The 18990-nt window shown below is 74.0% G+C and carries 17 protein-coding genes; 7 read left to right on the top strand and 10 right to left on the bottom strand.

Annotation, left to right across the window (positions count from 1 at the left end; genetic code table 11):
• Positions 1-20 precede the first annotated feature (20 nt).
• Together OG811_RS28515 and OG811_RS28520 are read right to left on the bottom strand one after the other, a co-directional pair.
• Complete coding sequence (locus tag OG811_RS28515; protein WP_406070135.1) at positions 21-1559, bottom strand: pyridoxal phosphate-dependent decarboxylase family protein; 1539 nt, start codon at positions 1557-1559, stop codon at positions 21-23.
• 4 nt (positions 1560-1563) lie between these two features.
• Positions 1564-2595 carry an ABC transporter substrate-binding protein gene (locus OG811_RS28520; RefSeq protein ID WP_406070136.1) on the bottom strand — a complete coding sequence of 344 codons (1032 nt, stop codon included), beginning with the start codon at positions 2593-2595 and terminating at the stop codon, positions 1564-1566.
• A 118-nt stretch (positions 2596-2713) separates the two neighbouring features.
• Here OG811_RS28520 and OG811_RS28525 point away from each other — a divergent pair, with 118 nt between their 5' ends.
• The 4 genes from OG811_RS28525 (at position 2714) to OG811_RS28540 (ending at position 7782) form a co-directional block, all read left to right on the top strand.
• A complete protein-coding gene (locus OG811_RS28525; protein ID WP_406075959.1) occupies positions 2714-3781 on the top strand; it encodes a FecCD family ABC transporter permease in 1068 nt (355 codons plus the stop codon).
• Between the two features lie 67 nt (positions 3782-3848).
• Positions 3849-4877: a FecCD family ABC transporter permease gene (locus OG811_RS28530; RefSeq protein WP_406070137.1), complete on the top strand. Its 1029-nt coding sequence runs from the start codon at positions 3849-3851 to the stop codon at positions 4875-4877.
• A gap of 29 nt (positions 4878-4906) precedes the next feature.
• A complete protein-coding gene (locus OG811_RS28535; protein WP_406070138.1) occupies positions 4907-5737 on the top strand; it encodes an ABC transporter ATP-binding protein in 831 nt (276 codons plus the stop codon).
• Complete coding sequence (locus OG811_RS28540; RefSeq protein WP_406070140.1) at positions 5734-7782, top strand: penicillin acylase family protein; 2049 nt, start codon at positions 5734-5736, stop codon at positions 7780-7782. The genes OG811_RS28535 and OG811_RS28540 overlap by 4 nt, the downstream gene beginning before the upstream one ends.
• Positions 7783-8158: 376 nt before the next feature.
• Here the strand turns inward: OG811_RS28540 and OG811_RS28545 are convergent, their stop codons facing one another.
• The 4 genes from OG811_RS28545 to OG811_RS28560 form a co-directional block, all read right to left on the bottom strand.
• Positions 8159-8764 (bottom strand): bifunctional 4-hydroxy-2-oxoglutarate aldolase/2-dehydro-3-deoxy-phosphogluconate aldolase, encoded by a 606-nt coding sequence (locus OG811_RS28545; protein ID WP_406070142.1) that lies wholly within the window; start codon positions 8762-8764, stop codon positions 8159-8161.
• Between the two features lie 68 nt (positions 8765-8832).
• The gene (locus tag OG811_RS28550; RefSeq protein ID WP_406070143.1) at positions 8833-9843 is read right to left on the bottom strand and encodes a sugar kinase; all 1011 of its coding nucleotides are present in this window, start codon (positions 9841-9843) and stop codon (positions 8833-8835) included.
• A 93-nt stretch (positions 9844-9936) separates the two neighbouring features.
• Positions 9937-10797, bottom strand: coding sequence for a S1 family peptidase (locus OG811_RS28555; protein ID WP_406070145.1), 861 nt, complete (start codon positions 10795-10797; stop codon positions 9937-9939).
• Positions 10798-10871: 74 nt separating this feature from the next.
• Complete coding sequence (locus tag OG811_RS28560) at positions 10872-11444, bottom strand: nucleosidase (protein WP_406070146.1); 573 nt, start codon at positions 11442-11444, stop codon at positions 10872-10874.
• 232 nt (positions 11445-11676) lie between these two features.
• Between OG811_RS28560 and OG811_RS28565 the strand changes: the two genes are divergently transcribed.
• Positions 11677-12036, top strand: coding sequence for a Rieske (2Fe-2S) protein (locus OG811_RS28565; RefSeq protein ID WP_406070147.1), 360 nt, complete (start codon positions 11677-11679; stop codon positions 12034-12036).
• Between the two features lie 163 nt (positions 12037-12199).
• Here OG811_RS28565 and OG811_RS28570 read toward each other — a convergent pair whose 3' ends face one another.
• Entirely contained in the window at positions 12200-14881 is a 2682-nt protein-coding gene (locus OG811_RS28570; RefSeq protein WP_406070148.1) for an Hsp70 family protein, read from the bottom strand.
• A 301-nt stretch (positions 14882-15182) separates the two neighbouring features.
• On the opposite strand from OG811_RS28570, the gene OG811_RS28575 reads away from it, so the two are divergent.
• Together OG811_RS28575 and OG811_RS28580 are read left to right on the top strand one after the other, a co-directional pair.
• Positions 15183-15875, top strand: coding sequence for a response regulator transcription factor (locus OG811_RS28575; RefSeq protein ID WP_406070149.1), 693 nt, complete (start codon positions 15183-15185; stop codon positions 15873-15875).
• A complete protein-coding gene (locus OG811_RS28580) occupies positions 15868-16881 on the top strand; it encodes a sensor histidine kinase (RefSeq protein ID WP_406070150.1) in 1014 nt (337 codons plus the stop codon). Before OG811_RS28575 ends, OG811_RS28580 begins: the two co-directional genes overlap by 8 nt.
• 12 nt (positions 16882-16893) lie before the next feature.
• Here the strand turns inward: OG811_RS28580 and OG811_RS28585 are convergent, their stop codons facing one another.
• From OG811_RS28585 to OG811_RS28595, 3 genes are read right to left on the bottom strand one after another with little or no spacing between them, the layout of a single operon-like run.
• Positions 16894-17598, bottom strand: coding sequence for a class I SAM-dependent methyltransferase (locus tag OG811_RS28585; RefSeq protein ID WP_406070151.1), 705 nt, complete (start codon positions 17596-17598; stop codon positions 16894-16896).
• Positions 17595-18275 carry a DUF2064 domain-containing protein gene (locus OG811_RS28590; RefSeq protein WP_406070152.1) on the bottom strand — a complete coding sequence of 227 codons (681 nt, stop codon included), beginning with the start codon at positions 18273-18275 and terminating at the stop codon, positions 17595-17597. The genes OG811_RS28585 and OG811_RS28590 overlap by 4 nt, the downstream gene beginning before the upstream one ends.
• The gene (locus OG811_RS28595; RefSeq protein WP_406070154.1) at positions 18272-18946 is read right to left on the bottom strand and encodes a glycosyltransferase family 2 protein; all 675 of its coding nucleotides are present in this window, start codon (positions 18944-18946) and stop codon (positions 18272-18274) included. The genes OG811_RS28590 and OG811_RS28595 overlap by 4 nt, the downstream gene beginning before the upstream one ends.
• Positions 18947-18990 lie beyond the last annotated feature (44 nt).

An 18990-nucleotide genomic window follows, 5' to 3' on the forward strand; every position in this document is an offset into this window, starting at 1 on the left:
CAGGTTCGTGGTCACCGGCGTCAGCCGACGTGGCAGCTCAGGTCGGCGGTGGCGTAATCGTGCACGTACCGGCCTGCGTGGGTGGCGATCAGGTCCAGCACGTAGCCGACCTCGTCGACGGTGGTGGCCGGGTTGAGCAGGGTGAACTTCAGGAAGTGCCGGCCGTCCACCCGGGTTCCGGCGACCACGGCGAGGCCAGAGGCGGCCAGCGCCTCCCGGGCGTGCAGGTTGGCGGCGTCGGCCAGCTCACGGCCGGGGCCGGTGGGCAGGTAACGGAAGACCACGGTGCTCAGCTCGGAACGGGTCACCACCTCGAAGCGGGGGTCCTCGCTGACCAACTGCCAGGCGTCGGCGGCCCGGTCGACCACCTCGTCGAAGAGCGCGCCGAGCGCGTCCGGGCCCATCACCCGCAGGGTGAGCCAGAGCTTCAGCGCGTCGAAGCGGCGGGTGGTCTGCAGGCTCTTGTCGACCTGGTTGGGGATGCGCTGCTCCACCGTCCGAGCCGGGTTGAGGTAGTCGGCGTGATAGGTGGCGTGCCGCAGCGCCCGCCGGTCGCGGACCAGCAGCGCGCTGGAGCTGACCGGCTGGAAGAACGACTTGTGGAAGTCGACGGTCACCGAGTCGGCCCGCTCGATGCCGTCGAGCAGGTGCCGGCGCGTCGGCGAGACGAGCAGACCGCAGCCGTACGCGGCATCGACGTGCAGCCAGATGCCGGCTGCCGCGCAGATCCCGGCCAGGTCTGTGAGCGGGTCGATGGAGCCGAAGTCGGTGGTGCCGGCGGTGGCGACGACGGCCATCGTCACCAGCCCGGCCTGCCGGCACCGCGCGATCTCCTCGCAAACGGCGGCCGGCCGGATCCGCCGCCTGGCGTCGGTGGGAACCGCGATCACCGCGTCCGGGGCGAGGCCGAGCAGCTTGGCCGACTTCTGCACGCTGAAGTGACCGGCCGCGGAGGTGAGGACGCGCAGCCGGGGCAGCAACTCGGCACGCGCCGCCGGGCTGACCGCCTCGGCGCACGCCTCCTCCCGGGCCAGCAGAAGCGCCTGGAGGTTGGATTGACTGCCGCCGCTGGTGAAGACGCCGTCCGCGCTGGGACCGAAACAGATCCGCTCGGCGGTCCAGTCGATCAGCCGCCGCTCGATGAGGGTGGCCCCGGCGCTCTGGTCCCAGGTGTCCAGTGACGAGTTCACGGCGGTGAGCACCGCCTCGCCGAGCAGCGCCGGGATGGCCACCGGGCAGTTGAGGTGGGCGAGGTAGCGGGGGTGGTGGAACCAGACGGCGTCACGCAGGTAGACGTCCTCCAGTTCGTCCAGCGCGGCGATGGCGTCGCCCAGTGGCCGGTCCAGGTCCACCCGGTCGACCAGGGGGGCCAGCTCGGCCGGGGTGATCCCGGTGACCGGGCGGTCCACGGTGGCCACCCGGCGGGCAACCCGGTCGACGCCGTCGGCGATCGTGCGCCGGTACTGCTCGACCGAGCCGTCATGCAGCAGGTGGGCTCGCGCGGCGGCGGGCGCCGCCGGCGGCGCGGTGGTCTCGACCGGGTACGTCGGCACGGTCATGGCGTCAGCTGACCTTCTTCGCGTTGCGGATGGCGGTGGCGAGGTTCTCCAGCAACGGCGCGGAGCCGACGTACGAGAAGCGGGGCACCGCGTCCCACGGGGTCACCTGGTTGGCCTTGACCGCCGGCAGCTGCTGCCAGGTCGGCTTGGCGGCGAGGTCCTTGGGCTGAAGTGCGGTGCTGCGGTTGTCCAGCAGGATCAGGTCGGCCGGGAACTTGCCGGTGCTCTCCCAGCTCAGCGCCTCGAAGTAGTCGCCGGCTTCGAGCTTGGTGGGGACCACGATGTCGACGCCCAGCTCGGCGAAGTACATCAGGTCGGTGCTGACCTTCGGGTTGGAGACGTAGAAGAGGTCGGGGCTCCCGGAGCAGGCCAGCACCTTGATCCCGGGGTTGGCCTTGACCGCCTGCCGGACCGCCTCGGCGGCGGCGTCGAAGCGGGCCTTCGCGTCGGTGACCTTCTTCGCGGACAGGTCCGCGCCGAGCGACTCGGCCAGCGCGGCGTACCGCTCGATGGGCTTGGTCATCGGCACGCGGGCGGTGGTGATCGCCACGCTGGGCGCGAGCGGGAGGATCTTGTCCTTGCTCTCGTCCGGCACGTACCAGAGCGCGTCCGGGTCGTACATGTGGGTGACCAGCAGTTCCGGGCGCAGCGCCGCGTACTTCTCCAGGCTGAACTCGCCCCACACGTTGCCGAGGATCTCGACGGCCTCGACGTTCAGGTCGCCGGCCTGCGGGTCGGCCGTGCCGTCAGCGCGCTTGGTTTCCCCGAACACGCCCACGATCTGCTTGTCAAGACCGAAATCGATCAGAGCTGCCGCCACGCCGGTGAACGCCACCACGCGAGCCGGACGGGCCGCCGCCTCGACCTTCCTGGTGCGGTCGTCGGTGAACGACCAGGGGCCGCTTTCGTTGCTGGCGGCGGGCTTCGCGGCGTCGTCCTTGCCGCAGCCGGCGAGCAGGGCGGCCAGGGTGGCGGCGCCGCCGGCGGCCAGGAGGCCACGGCGGGAGAGGCGACGGGCGGACAGAGCATCGGGCATGGTGTCGTCTTTCGATCAAGGATTGGCCGGGGTCGACCGGATCAGCGGAGTTAGGTTAGCCTAACCTCGGTCATTGTCAACGGCGGTTCGCCGTGCCACCACAACTCCGGAGCCCACACTGGACGCCACACCCACCGCCACCAGGCCGTCACCATCGGTGCCGGACAGGGGCACGGTCGCACTCCCGGTTCGGCGCGGCCGTCAGGCGGCCCGCGCCGCCGGCCTGGTCGCCGCCGTGGCACTGCTCGGCGTGATCGCCGTGCTCAGCATCGCGGTCGGGGCGAAAGCCATGCCGCTCGCCGACGTCTGGTCCGGGTTGCTGCACCAGGACGCCACCGAGTACGCCGTGGTGCACCGGATGCGCCTGCCGCGCACCCTGCTCGGGTTGCTCGCTGGCGCCGCGCTCGGCGTGGCCGGAGCGGTCATGCAGGCCCTCACCCGTAACCCGCTGGCCGACCCTGGGCTGCTCGGCATCAACGCCGGCGCGTCCGCGGCCGTCGCCACCGCCGCCGCGTTCCTGGGCGTCACCGCCGTCGGCGGGTACGTCTGGTTCGCGCTGCTCGGCGCCGCGGTGGTGACCGCTCTCGTCTACGCCGTCGGCGGCGGGCGAGGCGCCACCCCGGCCCGCCTCGCGCTGGCCGGCGCGGCGCTCAACGCCACCCTCTACTCGTACGTGAGTGCGGTGATGCTGCTGGACACGGCCTCGCTGGAGCGGCTGCGGTTCTGGACGGTCGGCTCACTGGCCAGCGCGGACCTCGCGACCGTGACCCGGGTGCTGCCCTTCATCCTGGTCGGCCTGCTGGTCGCGCTCGGCGCCGCCCGCCCGCTGAACGCGCTCGCGCTCGGCGACGACGCGGCGCGAGCACTGGGCGCTCGACCCGCGCTGATCCGCGCCGCCGTGATCGTCGCGGTCACCCTGCTCTGCGGCGCGGCGACCGCCGCGTGCGGCCCGATCGTCTTCGTCGGGCTGCTGGTGCCGCACCTGGTGCGCGCGCTGACCGGCCCGGATCTGCGCTGGCTGCTGCCGTACTGCGCGGTGCTCGCGCCCGCGCTGCTGCTCGGCGCCGACGTGCTCGGTCGGGTGCTGGGCCGGCCCGGTGAACTCCAGGTCGGCATGGTGACCGCCGTGCTGGGCGGCCCGCTCTTCCTCTGGTTGGTCACCCGTGGACGGGTGGCCCAACCGTGAGCGAGCGAACCAGCAGGCTCAGCACCGTGGCGCGTCGCGCCATCGCGGAGCGAAGCGGAGCGGTGGCGTGACTGTTCTTCGTGCCGCGGGCGGGTTGTCGCTGCGGTTCCGCCCCCGCGCGCTGGCCGTCGGCGCGGGCGCCGCGGTGCTCGCGGCCGGGCTTGGCCTGATCGCCGTGGGCAGTGGTGACTACCCGATGGGCCCGGCCGACGTGCTGCGCACGCTCGCCGGCGGCGGCTCACCGGCGGAGCAGTTCATCGTGCACGAGCTACGACTGCCCCGACTGGTCACCGCCCTGCTGGTCGGTGCGGCGCTCGCTCTCGCCGGCACGGTGTTCCAGTCGCTGGTCCGCAACCCGCTGGGCAGCCCGGACATCCTCGGCCTCACCCAGGGCGCGTCGACGGGAGCGCTGGTGGTGGTCGTCCTCGGCGGCAGCAGCCTGGCACTGGCCGGCGCGGCGGTCGTCGGTGGGCTCGGCACCGGCCTGGTGATCTACGCGCTCGCCTGGCGGCGCGGAGTGCACGGCTACCGGCTCATCCTAGTCGGCATCGGCGTCTGCGCGATCCTGACCGGCGTCAACGGCTACCTGCTGACCCGGGCGCCACTGATGGACGCCGCCCGCGCGGTGCTCTGGCTCACCGGCAGCCTGGACGGGCGGGGCTGGACCAACGCCGGGCCGCTGCTCGCCGTCCTGGTCGTGCTGGTGCCGCTGGTGCTCATCGGCTGCGCCCCGGCGCTACAAATGATGGAATTGGGCGACGACACGGCCAGCGCGCTCGGCGTGCCGGTGCGCCAACTGCGCCTGGCGCTGCTCGCCGCGGCCGTGCTGCTGGTCTCGTTCGCGGCAGCCGCCGCCGGGCCGGTGTCCTTCGTGGCGCTCGTCGCGCCACACGTGACGAAACGGCTGACCCGGGCGCCCGGCCCAAACCTGCTGCCGTCGATGACCGTCGGCGCGGCGCTGCTGGTCGGCGCCGACCTGCTGGCCCAACGCGCGTTCCCCGGGCACCAACTCCCGGTCGGGGTGGTGACCGGAGTGCTCGGCGGCGGCTACCTGGTCTGGCTGCTGGCGTTGGAACGCCGGGCGGGCCGGCTGTGAACACCCGCGACGCCCTCGAAGGAGTTTCCATGCACCCCGGCAGTTCCCGGCTCGGCGGCACCGCGCTGACCCTCGCCTACGACCAGCGCACCATCGCCGAGAACCTGACCGTGGCGGTGCCCGACAACTCCCTCACCGTGATCATCGGCCCAAACGCGTGTGGCAAATCGACTCTGCTGCGCGCGCTGTCCCGGATGCTGCGCCCCAGCGCCGGCACGGTGCTGCTGGACGGGCGGGACATCCACGACCTGCCGGCCCGCAAGGTGGCCCGCACGCTCGGCCTGCTGCCGCAGTCGTCGATCGCGCCGGACGGGATCACCGTCGCCGAACTGGTCGCGCGGGGCCGTTACCCCCACCAGGGGCTGCTGCGGCAGTGGTCACGCGAGGACGAACGGGTCGTCGAGGAATCGATGGCCGCGACCGGCGTCGACGATCTCGCCGACCGGCCGGTGGACGAGCTCTCCGGCGGGCAACGGCAGCGCGTCTGGATCGCCATGGCGCTGGCCCAGCAGACCCCTCTGCTGCTGCTCGACGAGCCGACCACGTACCTCGACATCGCCCACCAGATCGAAATCCTGGACCTCTGCGCCCGGCTGCACGAAGAGCAGGGGCGCACACTCGTCGCGGTGCTGCACGACCTGAACCACGCCGCCCGCTACGCCACGCACCTGATCGCCATGCGCGACGGACGCGTGGTGGCCGCCGGAGAGCCGGCGTCGGTGGTCACCGCCGACCTGGTGGCGGAGGTGTTCGGGCTGCCCTGCCGGGTCATCGACGACCCGGAAACCGGCACCCCGCTGGTCGTCCCCGCCGCCCGACGCCGAGCCACCACCACCGCCACCGCGCCGGAGCGGGCATGAGTGCCCGGCGATTCCGCGACCCATGGGGCATACCACACCTGCGGGCCGACGACCCGCTCGCGCTGGCGGCGGCGCAGGGCCGGGTGACCGCGTACGACCGGGCCTGGCAGATCGAGGTGGAACGGCACCGCGCTCAGGGCACCAGCGCGGCGTTCCTCGGCGTCGACGCGCTCGGTTGGGACCGGTTCGCCCGGCAGGTACGGCTCGACGACACCGCACGCCGCTGCCACGCGGCGCTGGATCCGGCGACCGCCGAGTGGGTGGGCGCCTACGTCGGCGGAGTCAACGCGGGCCTCGCCGCCGGGGCGTCCCGCGCGCCGGAGTTCGCCGCCACCGGGCTGAGCCCGGGCCGTTGGGAGCCGTGGACACCGCTCGCGGTCTGGCTGGGCCACCACATCCTGTTCGCGGGGTTCCCCGGCAAACTCTGGCGCGAGCACGTGGCGCAGCGGCTCGGCCCGGACGCGGTCGAGGCGTTCGCCACCGACGGGCCGGCCGTCGCCGGCAGCAACGGGTGGCTGCTCGCCGCCGAGCGCACCGGCACCGGAGCCGCGCTGCTCGCCGGCGACCCACACCGGTTCCTTGAGGACCCCGGTGTCTACCAGCAGATCCGGCTGGCCTGCCCGGAGTACGACGTGGTCGGGCTGGCGGTGCCGGGTGTGCCGGGCATCGCGCACTTCGGGCACACCGGCGGGGTGGCCTGGTCGATCACCAACGCGATGGCCGACTACCAGGACCTGTACGCCGAGCGGTTGCGTCGGCACGGCCAACAGGTGCAGGCCCTCGGCCCGGATGGTTGGCGGGAAGCCCACCGCCACGTCGAGACGATCGAGGTGGCCGGGGCGGACCCGGTCGAGGTCGAGGTGGTGGAGACCGATCGGGGTCCGGTGATCGTCGGTGGGCCGGACGACGAGACGGCCATCAGCCTGCGCTACCCGCCTCGGGTCCGCGCCGAACTCGGCTTCGCGACGCTGCCGGAGCTGCTGCGCGCCCGTACCGTGACCGATGTGGACCGCGCGCTGCGGCACTGGGTGGAGCCGGTCAACGTGGTGCAGGCGGCGGACACCGCCGGAGGGCTGTTGCACCGGGTCGCCGGTGCGGTGCCGGTACGGCATCCGGACAACGGCCGACGGGTGGTCCCCGCGTGGGACGCCGCGTACGCCTGGCAGGACTGGTACGCACCGATGCCCCGCGCCGACGTGGTCGGCCGGGCGGTGATGGCCAACGAGCGAGGGCTCGCGGCGCCGCTCGGGGTCGAGTTCGCCCCGCCACACCGGGCGCACCGCATCGCCGAACTGCTCGACGCCGGTCGGGCCTGGACGGCCGACGAGATGACCGCGGTGCACACCGACACGTACCTGGGCTCGGCCGGGCCGCTGCTGGCGGTGCTGACCGCGTCGACCGGGCTCGACCCGGCCGCCGCCGCGCTGCGCGAACGGCTGCTGCGCTGGGACCGACGGATGGCCGCCGACAGCACCGACGCGGCGGCCTTCGCCATCCTGCGGGCGGCTGTCGTACGCCGGATCGCCGCCCACCCGGCGCTGGCCGCGCTGGCCGAGCCGCCCGCGTACCCGGAGGTGTTCGCGCCCTGGCTGGCGCTGACGCCGCGCGTCGGTTACGCGCTGGAGCATGTGCTGGGCGCGACCCCGCTGCCCGGCGTGGACGTGGCCGCGCTGGTGCACGCGGCGGCCGAGGAGGTCGCCGCCGAAGCGGCCCGGCAGGTGCGCTGGGGGGACCTGCACCGGCTGGTGCCGTGGCGTGCGCTGCCCGACCCGAACGAGGGGCCCGGCCCCCGACTCGACGGTGACCACGACTGCGTGTTGGCCACCTCGAGCGTGCCCGGGGTCACCCACTGGTGCTTCCGGGGGCCTGCGGCACGCTTCGTCTGGGACCTGGCCCGCCGCGCGGACAGTCGGTGGGTGGTCCCGCTGGGCGCCTGCGGGGTGCCCGGCGACCCGCACCGCGACGACCAGAGCGTCACCTGGCTCGCCGGGCAGCTACTGCCGGTGCTCACCGACTGGGAGCACCTCAGCGCGGAGCGCGACTGACGCGATCGGGACACGAACCGGCTGCCGGCCGAGGCGCTGAGAAGGGACCTCTGGGTCTCGTTGCGGAGGGTCTGTCGGTGCTCGTGTGCGTCGTCGGCTGGTGGCGAGGGTGTTCGGGTGTTCCTTTGCTCTGCTTCAGCGGAGGCAACACCCGGTGTCCGGATATCGGACGCCTGGTGTTGCGTGGGTTGAAGCAGAGCAAAGGCTGCGACGCGGGGGTTGCCTACCCCTCGTCCAACACCAGGTGCGTCCCTGCGCCCACGCCGCCAATCCACCGTGGGTACCGTTCTCAACCTCCACAGGACGTTGCCATGCCGACCCCCGCCCTCAACGCAACGGGGTGGGGGTGGGGTGGGTCAGGTGGGGGTGGGGTGGGTCAGGTGAGGGTGGTCAGTTCGGCGAGTCGGTCCAGCTGGTTGGGGTCGGAGAGGGCTGAGCCGACGGCGACGACCCGTACCCCTGCTTGTAGGAACGCGGCGGCATTGCCGGCGTCCAGGCCGCCGGTCGCGACGAAGCGCAGCTGCGGCAGTGGGCCGGCTACGGCGGTGAACCAGGCCGGCCCGAGCGAGATCGCGGGGAACGCCTTGAGCCAGGTGAGGCCGTGCCGCAGCGCCTGCTGTGCCTCGGTGGGGGTGGCCACACCGGGCAGGTGCGGCAGGCCACGCGCGGCGGCGGCGTCGGCGACCGCAAGGTCCAGGCCAGGCGCGACGGTGAAGGCGGCACCCGCGTCGGCAGCCGCGGCGACCTGGTCGGCGTCGAGCACGGTGCCCGCACCGACGATCCGGCCACGCGCGGCGCCCGCCTCGACGGCGGCGGCAAGCGCCGGCACCGCGTCGGCGGTGGCCACCGGAACCTCCACCACGTCGATGCCGAGGTCCCAGGCACGCTCGGCGAGCCGAACGGTCTCGGCGACCGGCAGGCCGCGCAGGATCGCCATCACCCGGGCACCGCCGAAGATGTGGTCGAAGTCCGCTGTGGTCATGGTGCACTCCATCCGAGGTCGCGGTGAATCTGTGGCCTGGTGGCCCGGTCGAGATCCGACGACACGACTCAGGTCGTCGCCCGCGCGCCGGTCAGGTCGAGCGGCGACCAGGCATCGGCGGGGGCCGCGAGCAGCCGCTCGAACCAGGCCCACGGCGGAACCGGGGCGTTGTCGCCGCTGCTGGTCAACGCCTGGGCGGCGACCAGGTGACCGAGGCGCAACCGCCGCACGGGGTCGAGGTCGCGCAGCAGCCCGGCCAGGTAGCCGGCGGCGAACGCGTCTCCGGCGCCGACCGGCTCCACCACCGTCACCCGGGGCGCCGGAACGAAGACCGGCTCGGCGTCGCGGCTCAGTGCGGTGGCGCCCACCGCGCCGTCCTTGACCACCACCGTCTCCGGTCCGGGCAGCAGCTGGCGTACGGCCATCGGATCGGCGGTGCCCCACAGCGTTTCCGCCTCGTCCTGACCGACGAAGACCAGGTCGCAGCGGTCGGCGAGGTCGCGCAGCACCGGCGCGGCCTGCTCGGCGGGCCACAGCCGGGCCCGGTGGTTGACGTCGAAGCTGACCAGCGCCCCCGCCAGCGGCCGGTCCGCCACCGCGTGCTCGACGAGTGCCCGGCAGGAGGCGGAGAGCACCGGGGTGATCCCGGACAGGTGCAGCACACGGGCACCGGCAAGCCCCGGATCGGCCAGCGCGCCGGGGTCCATCCGGGAGGCCGCCGACCCGGCCCGGTAGTAGTGCACGGCGGTGCTCTCCGGGCCCGGGTCCTTGACGTACACGCCGGTGGGGGCGGCCGGGTCCACGCGCACCTGGTCGACGCGGACACCGGCGGCGGCGACGTGCCGGACGACGGCCCGACCGAAGGGGTCGTCGCCGACCCGGCTCACCCAGGTCGCCCGGTGCCCCAGGCGGGCCAGGTAGCCGGCCACGTTGGACTCCGCGCCGCCCACTGAGACAGCGATTTGTTCGGCGTGCTCCAGCGGCTCGCCCGGCGCGGGGCAGAGCACCACCATCGTCTCCCCCACCGCGGCCACCTCGGCCGGGACGCTCGCCCGGTCCGGTCGGGAGTCGGTCGGCATCGGGGCACACGTCCTCGCGGCGGGGATCCTGGGTCCCGCCGAGCCTAGGGGTCTCGCACGACACGGGCAACCCGTCGCGCGGCGCACCGAGGGTCAGGGCAACGTCAGCCCGTACGCGGCCAGCACCTCCCCGATCGGCTGGTAGTAGGTGGTGCCACCGGAAATGCAGTTGCCGCTGCCACCGGAGAGGATGCCGATGATGGTGCCGGTGGACGCCACGTAGAGCGGTCCGCCGCTGTCCCCCGGCTCAGCGCAGATGTTGGTGCGGATCAGACCGGTGACCGCGCCGCCGGCGTAGTTGACGGTCTGGTTGAGGCCGGTGACGGTGCCGCAGCGAACCCCGGTGGTGACACCGCTGCGACACACGGCCTGACCGACGTACGCGTTGCCGGCGCCGTAGATGGTCAGCAGCCCGGGGTAGGTGTAGACCGCGCTCGGATGGGCGATCTGGCCGGTGTACCGGATCAGCCCGTAGTCGTTGGTGGGAAAGCTGGTGGCGGTGCGGGTGCCGAGCACGGTGGTCTGGGCGCTGTCGGCGTACCAGGCGCTGGCGGTGGTGGTGCAGTGCCCAGCGGTGATCACGTAGTAGATGCTGCCGCTGCGCACGTTCGCACCGAGCGAGCAGCGACCGCCGCCGCCGTAGATGCCCTGCCCTCCGGCGATCAGGGTGCGCAGCGTTCCGGGCTCGCGGCGCAGCAGCGCGCCGGCCCGGTCGGCCACCGCCCGCAGTGCCGTCAGCTCGGTGGGGGCCACGGTGTCGTCGACGCTGAGGGTCATCCGGCCGGTGGCCGGGTCGAGGCCCCAGGCCGTGCCCGCTGTGCGTACCCCGGCCAGCACGGCCGCCGGGGCGGTGGCGGGCGGCGCGGCCCGGTCGGGAACGGCGGCCTGCGCCGCGCCGGGCGCGACGAGCAGGAGGATGGTCAGGACGAGGGCGACGAGCGGGGAGCGGCGCATCCGAACCTCCGCAGAGATCGAGCTTGATGGATGCTGCCAAGCATCGCCCGACGTGTGCCGCCGTGGCAACCTCGTCAGACGAGGTGTCGACCGGCCCACTCGGCGAGGTCCCGGGCGCACGCGTCCACCGACTCCCGCCAGGTCCGGGCCGCACCCTCCCCCGCCTCGTCGCTGACCTGCTTGACCAGCCGGCACGGCACACCGGCCTGCGCGGCGGCCCACGCCACCGCGTACCCCTCCATGTCGACCAGGTCGGCACGCTGCGCCAACCGGTCCCGCGCCGCGTCGTCGGCCACGAACGTGTCGCCGGTGGCCAGCACCGCGCCCTCGGTGGCCAGCGACAGCGGGGCCCCGTAGGTCTCGCCGGTGAGCGTCCGCAGCAGGTCGGTGTCCAGGTCGTGCTGAAGCACGGTGGCGACCTCGTGGATGCCGGCCCACCCGGTGCGCAGCGCGCCGGCCGTGCCCAGGTTGAGCAGCAGGGAGGGGCGCGGCCCGGCGGCCAGCACCGCGGCCACCGCGCTGGCGGCGTTCACCTTGCCCATGCCGGTGAGCAGGACCGGCAGCTCGGGCGGCAGATAACGCGCCTCTTCCCCGACGGCGAGCACCACCAACGGACGATCGGCACGGACCGTACCCCGAAGATTCACCGGAGCATCGTACGGGCGGCCCGATGGCGATGCTCGACCGGTTCGGCGGGAGTCGGTGGCGGCGTCAGCCTCCGGCGGTGACCGTGGCTGACCTACTTTTCATCATTTGATCACCGCGCCGTGCGTCCAGCCAACATCCAGCGTGGTCGCATCGCGCGTCCAGCCGGGTGGGGCAGGCTGAGCCGGCGAGCCACCGGACCTGTCCGGTGCGCCGACGGAAGAGGTGACCAGGATGTACGACGGGCAGGAGTTCCTCCGCGACAATCGCTGGTGCTTGAGCCGGCGCGGGTTGCTGACCGGGGTGGGCGCCCTCGGCGCCGCCGGACTGCTCAGCGCCTGCGGCGCCGGTGACAGCCCGACCGGCCAGCCAGCCGCTACGCCCGGCACCGTGCTGGCCCACACCGGAGACGTCCCGGTCGGCGGCGGCACGGTCACCAGCGGCGTGCTGGTCGTTCAGCCGGAGGCCGGCACCTTCAAGGCGTACGACGCGACCTGCCCGCACCAGGGTGTCCGGGTAGGCGCACCCCGCGACGGGGTCATCACCTGCCCCGCGCACAACTCCACGTTTCCCCCACGGACGGCGCCCGCCTGAACGGCCCCGCCACGAAGGGCCTGACAGAAATCCCCGTCCGCGTGGACGGCGGAAACATCACCCGCGCCTGACCACCGACTCTCCCCGCGATCTTGCAGTTTCGGTCGTCGTTTTGTCCGGCTGACCGCATTTGCACGGGCAGAAAGCGCAAGATCGCGGAAGGTCAGTCGTTGGCGAAGCGGTACAGCACGAAGTCCTTCTCCGCCCCGCAGGCGATCACCCGGGTGTTCCACGAGCAGGATCTGCTGCGGACGTCCTTCAGCTCGCCCAAATCGTCGACCTCGCCGGACTCGGCCCACACGCCGGCCAGCACGCGGTTGTCCGGGACCGTGCTGGGGGCCTTGGCGAAGACCAGCAGGTTGCCCTCGTCCAGCCGGACCGCCACCCCGTCGCGGTCCCGCAGCACCGGCTTGCCGGCGGCGTCGAAGAGGGTGACACTCGGCTTCGGGTGCTCCCGTTGGGCGAGCACCTGCTCACCCAACGGGACCAGGCCGGTCACGCCCGGCGCCGGCCAGCGCTTCGTGCCTTCGCCCTCGGTCGCCGCCACCACCTCGGTGCGCTCGACGTCATTGTTCGGCACCTGCAACAGGCAGGCCCGCCGCTCACCGCAGGCCACCAGGCCCTTCGGGCGGGACTCGCCGTTCCCGGACCGGTAGAGCACCACCGGTTCCGCGTCGGACCCCAGGTCGTACGCCAGCAACTGGTACCCGCCCTCGTTGGCGGCCACGTACAGGCGGTCCTCGTGTGCGACCACCAGGTCGTCGAGGTCGGCGACGTTGCCCCACCGGCGCAGCACACCGCCGGAGGCCATGTCGATCAGCCGCACCGACCGGTCCGCACCGACCTGGACGAGTCGCCGCCCCTCGCTCCTCCACGGGTCGCGGGGCGTGCCATCGAGGAAGCCCGGGCCACCCGACGCCTCATCGCTGCCCACCGGCCGGACCTTGGTGCGGCTGCCGTCGTACTGGTCGCGGGGGTTCGGCTCGGTCCACTTGACACCGCCGTCGGTCAGGCGCAGGCCGACCAGTTGGGCCGCGCCCCGGTCCACCAGCACCGCCGTGTCATCGGCGAAGTAGACGTCGTCGTCACCGCGGACCGGGCGCTGCCAGCGCTGCACGCCCGAATGACCGTCGAGGACGGCCAGCGGACGGAGGGTGCTGTCGCCCGGGGCATCGGCGCGAACCACCACCGCCCCCGGGACGGCGACGAGGCCCTCCCAGTCGTCGGCCCGCACGTCGGTCGACTTGCGCCACAGCTCGCCGCCGGTCCTGGCGTCGACCGCCACCACCTCCAGCCGGTCGTCCGGCAGCGGGTAACCGAGGTAGGCCCGGTCGCCGAGCACCGCCGTCCACATGTCGACGGGCCGCTCGGAGCCGGCCCGCGGCCGAGACAGCTCGCGCACCGAGTCGAACTCCAGATTCGGGTAGCGGTCACGGGTCAGGTAGAGCGTGGTCGCGGTGGCCACCCCGACCAGGGCCAGCACCGCGCCGAGCACCACCCAGCGCGCCCGCCGCCAAAGCGGCCCGCCCGCCGCCGACGGCGCGGTGGCACCGGCCCAGCCCGGCCCGGGAGGCGGGCCCGCCGGTGGCGTCGACCCCGGCCAGGGCTGCGACGGTACGACCGCTCCGGCCGGCGCGGGTGGGCTCACGGAAACCGGTGCGGGTGGGGCGATCTGCGGCCCCGCGTATGCCGGTGCGGGCACCGGTCGGCGCAGCGGCAGATCGGTCAGGGCGCCCTCCGCCACCGGCAACTCCGGCTGGTCCAGCACCGTCGGGGCGACCCCCAGCTCGGCGTGCAGCATCCGGGCCACCAGCGGGATCCGCGACGAGCCGCCGACGAGGAACAGCCCGGCGAGCTGATCGGGGCTGAGCCCGGCGGCGGCGATCACCTCTCGGGCCCGCTCCACCGCGCGGCGCAACAGTGGCGTGGCCACCCGCTCGACGTCCGCCCGGGTCAGCTGGACCGTTTCGGCCACTCCCGGCACCGCTACCGGCGCCACGGTGGACCGGGACAGCGTCTCCTTCGCACCTCGTACCTCGTCCCAGAGCCGCACCTGGTCGCGGCGCTGCGCCGGGTCGGCCGGTCGGGTCAGCCGCGCCCACTGCGCGGCGTGCCGCTCACCGACCAACTCGCCGACCCGCCGCACCAGCGCGGCGTCGAGATCCAGGCCGCCCAGGTCGGGAAGGCCACCGTCGGCGACCACGCTGAAGCCGGAGTCACCCCAGGGGTCCGCGCCCTCGTTACGCAGCACCGCGACGTCGAGCGTCCCGCCACCGAAGTCGAACACCGCGATCGCGTCGCCGACCGGCACCGGACGATGCAGCACCTGCGTGTAGTAACGGGCGGCGGCCACCGGCTCCCGCAGCAGCCGGGTGCCCAGCGGCGTCGGCCCGGTGAGGGTGTGCTCGGCCGCCTGCGGCCAGCCCGCCCGCAGCAGCGCGTCGGCGAGCACCTGCCGCCGCGTCGGGTCCCAGGCGGCCGGGCAGGTGAGCACGGCCGGGGGCAGGAAACCAACGGCGTCCACCGCGGCCCGCGCGACCGCCGCCAGCACCGCGGCGAGCAGGTCGGCCGGCGGGTACGAATGGTCACCGAGCAGCACGGTCGGCTCGTCCACCCGACGCTTCGGGTTCGCCTCGAACCGGGCCGGGTCCCCCTGGGCCAATCGTCGGGCGTCCCACCCGACGTGCAGGGTGCCGTCCAGGTCGGCGTACACGGCGGACGGACTGACCGGCTGACCGTCCATCAGCAGCGGACGGGTCCGCCCGTCCGGCCAGCGCAGCACCGCGACCGTGTTGGACGTGCCGAGGTCGACGCCGAGGGCGAAACCCTCGTGCTGGCCTGCCATCTACCCGATACCTCCGCCGCGACGAGGAAAACTCAGCCCCGCATCGTACGCAGGTCGCGCCGCCCCGCTGATCACTCGGTCAGCTGTCGCACTCCGACGACCTCATCCCCACTGGTCTCTCCCGTCGGGCAAAGCCGAGCTTCAGGTAGAACTGCTCCGGGCCGTCCTTCAGCGGGCGGGTGCTGTCGCGGGCGTTTCCATCGAGAGTTGTTCAGTTGATCGGCGAGACGTAAGAAGACCGCAAGATCTGCGGGACCGTCGACCGCGTTGGTGCTGGCTAGGCTGGCCGGGGAGGTGGCCGGTGGCGCAGCGGGTGCTCGTGGTCGACGACGACCGGACCGTCAGCGACGTGGTCTGCCGCTATCTGGAGCACGCCGGGTACGACGTGAGCCACGTCGGGGACGGGCTCGCCGCCCTGGACGCCGTCCGGGACCGGACGCCGCACCTGGTGGTGCTGGATCTGATGCTGCCGGGGCTGGACGGCTTGCAGGTGTGCCGGCGGTTACGGGAGCGGCCGGACGGCGTACCCATCATCATGTTGACCGCGCGTGGCGACGAGGCGGATCGGGTGCTCGGCCTGCAACTGGGCGCCGACGACTACCTGGGCAAGCCGTTCTCCCCACGCGAGCTGGTGTTGCGGGTCGGTTCGGTGCTGCGCCGGGCCGGGGAGCCGGCCGCCCCGGCGGCCGAGTTGCTGGCCGACGCGGGGCTGGAGGTGGCCACCGGACCGCGGGTCGCCCGGCTGCACGGCGCCGAGCTGGCCCTGACGCTGCGTGAATTCGACCTGTTGGCGCACCTGATGCGGCACCCGAGGCGGGCGTTTCGCCGCACCGAGCTGCTGGAACGGGCGTGGGGGTGGAACTTCGGTGACCAGTCCACCGTGACGGTCCACGTGCGGCGGCTGCGGGAAAAGATCGAGGACGACCCGGCCGAGCCCCGTCGGATCGTCACGGTGTGGGGCGTGGGTTACCGGTACGAGCCAGCCGATGCGTGACCTCGCGCTCATCTTCGGGGCGGCGCTCGCGGCGGCGCTCGGCGTGGGCCTGCTCGGGGCGTTGACCCTCCGACTGCTGCGCGATCGGTCCATCACCGTGCACGTGTGCGTCCTGCTCACGGTCACCGTGGCCGCCGTGGTGGCCGGTGTGGTGGTGGTCGCCCAGGCGATGTTCCTGTCTCCACACGATCTCCAGGTCGTGCTGCTCACGGTGGCCGCCGCAGCGGTGGTGAGCCTCGGCGTGAGTTGGTATTTCGGGCGCCGGCTGGCGACGGCCGCGGTCTGGGCGGACCAGGCTCGGGAGCGGGAACGGCGAGTTGAGAAGGGCCGGCGCGACCTGGTCGCCTGGGTGTCGCACGACCTGCGTACGCCGCTGGCCGGGCTGCGGGCGATGGCCGAGGCGCTGGAGGACCGGGTGGTCGACGATCCGGCGACGGTCGCCGAGTACCACCGGCGCATTCGCGTGCAGACCGACCGGATGACCCGGCTCGTCGACGACCTGTTCGAGCTGTCCCGGATCAACGCCGGGGCACTGCGGCTGACGCTGTCGGCGGTGCCGCTCGGCGAGGTGGTCTCCGACGCCTGGGCCGGCACCGCACCACTGGCCGAGGCCCGACGCATCCGCCTGGTGGCCGCCGAGTCGGGCTGGCCCACCGTGCTGGCCAGCGAGCCCGAGCTGGCCCGGGTGGTGGGCAACCTGCTGCTCAACGCCGTGCATTTCACCCCGAGCGACGGCACCGTCCGGGTGGACGCCGGGCGCGACCGCGACGCCGCGTGGCTGGCGGTCGCCGACACCTGCGGCGGCATCCCCGAGCACGACCTGCCGCGACTGTTCGACGTGGCGTTCCGGGGCGAGCCGGCGCGTACGCCCCGGGCGGGTGGGGAGGGCTCCGGAGGGCTGGGCCTGGCGATCGTGCGGGGCCTGGTCGAAGCGCACGGTGGCCGGGTGGACGTGCAGAACGTTGTCGGTGGCTGCCGTTTCGTGGTTCAGCTCCCAGCTGCCTGACCGTCCGCGTCGTCAGCGGCCCGGCCCCAGTTCGCCGAACCAGCGCCGGCCCTGCCGGAACACCTCCCGCACGACCAGTCCGGCGGCGCTGGCGACCGGGTGGACGGCGCGTACGTCGAGCCGGGCCCAGCGGAACGCCGGCCCCAGCAGCAACCGGCCGGCACGGTGCGCGGCGGCGACGCGGGCCTGGCCCTGCCAGAGCCCGGCACCGGGCGACTCCAGCTCGACCAGCACCGTGCCGCCGGGTACGAGCAGCTCCCGGCACCGGCGCAGCAACGCGACCGGGTCGCCGCCGATGCCGATGTTGCCGTCGATCAGCACGGCGTGCGCCCACCGGCCCTCGCCGGGCAGCGGGTCGAACAGGTCCCGGTGCAGCGCCACCGCACCTCGGGCGCGGGTCAGCCGCACCGCCGCCGCCGAGACGTCCACACCGACAGCCGTCAACCCGGCCCGAGCCAGCGCGACGGTGAGCCGGCCCGGCCCGCAGCCAAGGTCGAGCGTCGGCCCGACACAGCGGGTGACCAGCCCGGCGACCGCTGGCTCGGCCGGGCCGTGCCAGCGGTCCACGGGCAGCGGGCTGCGGACACCGTCGCCGTACATCAGCCACCGCCCGCCGGCCGAACGCTGGGCGAGTACGGCACCGAACCCGTCCACCCCGACGCCCCCGGACGGCCCGTCGGGAACGGCGACCCGCAGCGGCGAGTCGACCGGGTTCATCGCCGGCCGCCCGGCACCAGGGTGCGGCGGACCGCCGCGACCTGCCGGGCGAACCGACCACCGGGCACCTCGATTGCCACCGCGAGCGCGTCGGGCCACTCGTCGACGTCGCGCAGCATCGGCAGCGGCGCGGTGTGCAGCCCTCGCCCGGTCAACGCCCCCCACGTGTCGCGGCCCGTGTCGGGCGTCGACATCCGCACCGCCCGCAGCACAGTCGCGTGTCGGGGGTCGCGCAGGCCCAGCGACCACCAGCCTCCGTCGCGCGCACGGCCGAGGACCGCGTCGGCGGCACGCAGTCGACGGACCGCGGTGGCCAGCCGGGCCGGGGTCACCTGCGGGGTGTCCATCCCGATCTGGAGTACCGGTCGGCCCGGGTACGCGGCCGCCACCTCGGCGTACGCGTTGGCGAGCCGGTCGCCGAGCCCCACACCCCGCTGCTCCAGCACCGGCCAGCCGACCAGCGCGGCGGTCAACTCGGCGGCGTCCTCCGCTTCGGTCAACCGGCCCGCGCAGGACAGGACGGGGGTCACCCCGGGGGTGGCGCGGACCGCGTCGAGGGTGTCGCGCAGCGCGGCGGCGGCGATCCGGGCCGCCTGCGCGGCGGTGGCGGGCGGGCAGAGCCGGGTCTTCACCGCCCCGGGGACCGGCGCCTTGGCGACCACCAGCAGGACCGTCATCGCGGGCCGTCCACGGCGCGCAGCACGCAGGCGAAGTCGCGGGTGGCGCGCAGGGTGCCTCGGACCGAGCCGGAGACCTTCGAACGGGTGCCCGCGGCCCGGGGCGCGTAGGTGACGTCCTGCTCGTGGATTCGCCAGCCGGCGGCGGCAGCCCGGATCAGCAGTTCGAGTGGGTAGCCGAAGGCCCGGTCGGTGACCCCGAGTGCGAGCAGCGCGTCGCGGCGGGCCACCCGGATCGGGCTGAGGTCCCACAGGGGTACGCCCCGACGGCGCAGCAACGCGGCGACCAGCGCGGTGCCGGCGCGGGCGTGCCACGGCCAGACCCCGGCGCCGACCGGTCGGCGCCGGCCCACGCTGAGATCCGCCGTACCGGCTGCCACGGGGGCGACCAGCGCGGGCAGCTCGGCGGGGTCGAACGAGCCGTCGGCGTCGAGGACGCAGACCAGTTCACCGTCGGCCGCCTCCAGGCCGGCGTGCACCGCCGCGCCGTAGCCACGGCGGGGCTCGTGGACCACCCGGGCGCCGTGCCGGGCAGCCACCTCGGGCGAGCCGTCCCGGGACCCGTTGTCCACCACGATGGCCCGGTAGCCGGGCGGCAGGGCGGTGAGCACGCCGGGCAGGGCGGCCGCCTCGTCCAGGCAGGGCAGCACCACGTCGATCTGAGTCGGCATACCCCGACGCTAGGGCGGCACTCGGGCGGTGGAGGTCGAAATCT

Source organism: Micromonospora sp. NBC_01638 (assembly GCF_045209745.1).
In the GTDB taxonomy this organism is placed as follows: Bacteria; Actinomycetota; Actinomycetes; order Mycobacteriales; family Micromonosporaceae; genus Micromonospora.

What these genes read in the sequence shown, in the direction of transcription:
- OG811_RS28515 (WP_406070135.1), bottom strand. Translation starts at nt 1,559, where the DNA reads ATGACCGTGCCGACGTACCCGGTCGAGACCACCGCGCCGCCGGCGGCG.
- OG811_RS28520 (WP_406070136.1), bottom strand. Translation starts at nt 2,595, where the DNA reads ATGCCCGATGCTCTGTCCGCCCGTCGCCTCTCCCGCCGTGGCCTCCTG.
- OG811_RS28535 (WP_406070138.1), top strand. Translation starts at nt 4,907, where the DNA reads ATGCACCCCGGCAGTTCCCGGCTCGGCGGCACCGCGCTGACCCTCGCC.
- OG811_RS28540 (WP_406070140.1), top strand. Translation starts at nt 5,734, where the DNA reads ATGAGTGCCCGGCGATTCCGCGACCCATGGGGCATACCACACCTGCGG.
- OG811_RS28545 (WP_406070142.1), bottom strand. Translation starts at nt 8,764, where the DNA reads ATGACCACAGCGGACTTCGACCACATCTTCGGCGGTGCCCGGGTGATG.
- OG811_RS28550 (WP_406070143.1), bottom strand. Translation starts at nt 9,843, where the DNA reads ATGCCGACCGACTCCCGACCGGACCGGGCGAGCGTCCCGGCCGAGGTG.
- OG811_RS28555 (WP_406070145.1), bottom strand. Translation starts at nt 10,797, where the DNA reads ATGCGCCGCTCCCCGCTCGTCGCCCTCGTCCTGACCATCCTCCTGCTC.
- OG811_RS28565 (WP_406070147.1), top strand. Translation starts at nt 11,677, where the DNA reads ATGTACGACGGGCAGGAGTTCCTCCGCGACAATCGCTGGTGCTTGAGC.
- OG811_RS28570 (WP_406070148.1), bottom strand. Translation starts at nt 14,881, where the DNA reads ATGGCAGGCCAGCACGAGGGTTTCGCCCTCGGCGTCGACCTCGGCACG.
- OG811_RS28580 (WP_406070150.1), top strand. Translation starts at nt 15,868, where the DNA reads ATGCGTGACCTCGCGCTCATCTTCGGGGCGGCGCTCGCGGCGGCGCTC.
- OG811_RS28585 (WP_406070151.1), bottom strand. Translation starts at nt 17,598, where the DNA reads ATGAACCCGGTCGACTCGCCGCTGCGGGTCGCCGTTCCCGACGGGCCG.
- OG811_RS28590 (WP_406070152.1), bottom strand. Translation starts at nt 18,275, where the DNA reads ATGACGGTCCTGCTGGTGGTCGCCAAGGCGCCGGTCCCCGGGGCGGTG.
- OG811_RS28595 (WP_406070154.1), bottom strand. Translation starts at nt 18,946, where the DNA reads ATGCCGACTCAGATCGACGTGGTGCTGCCCTGCCTGGACGAGGCGGCC.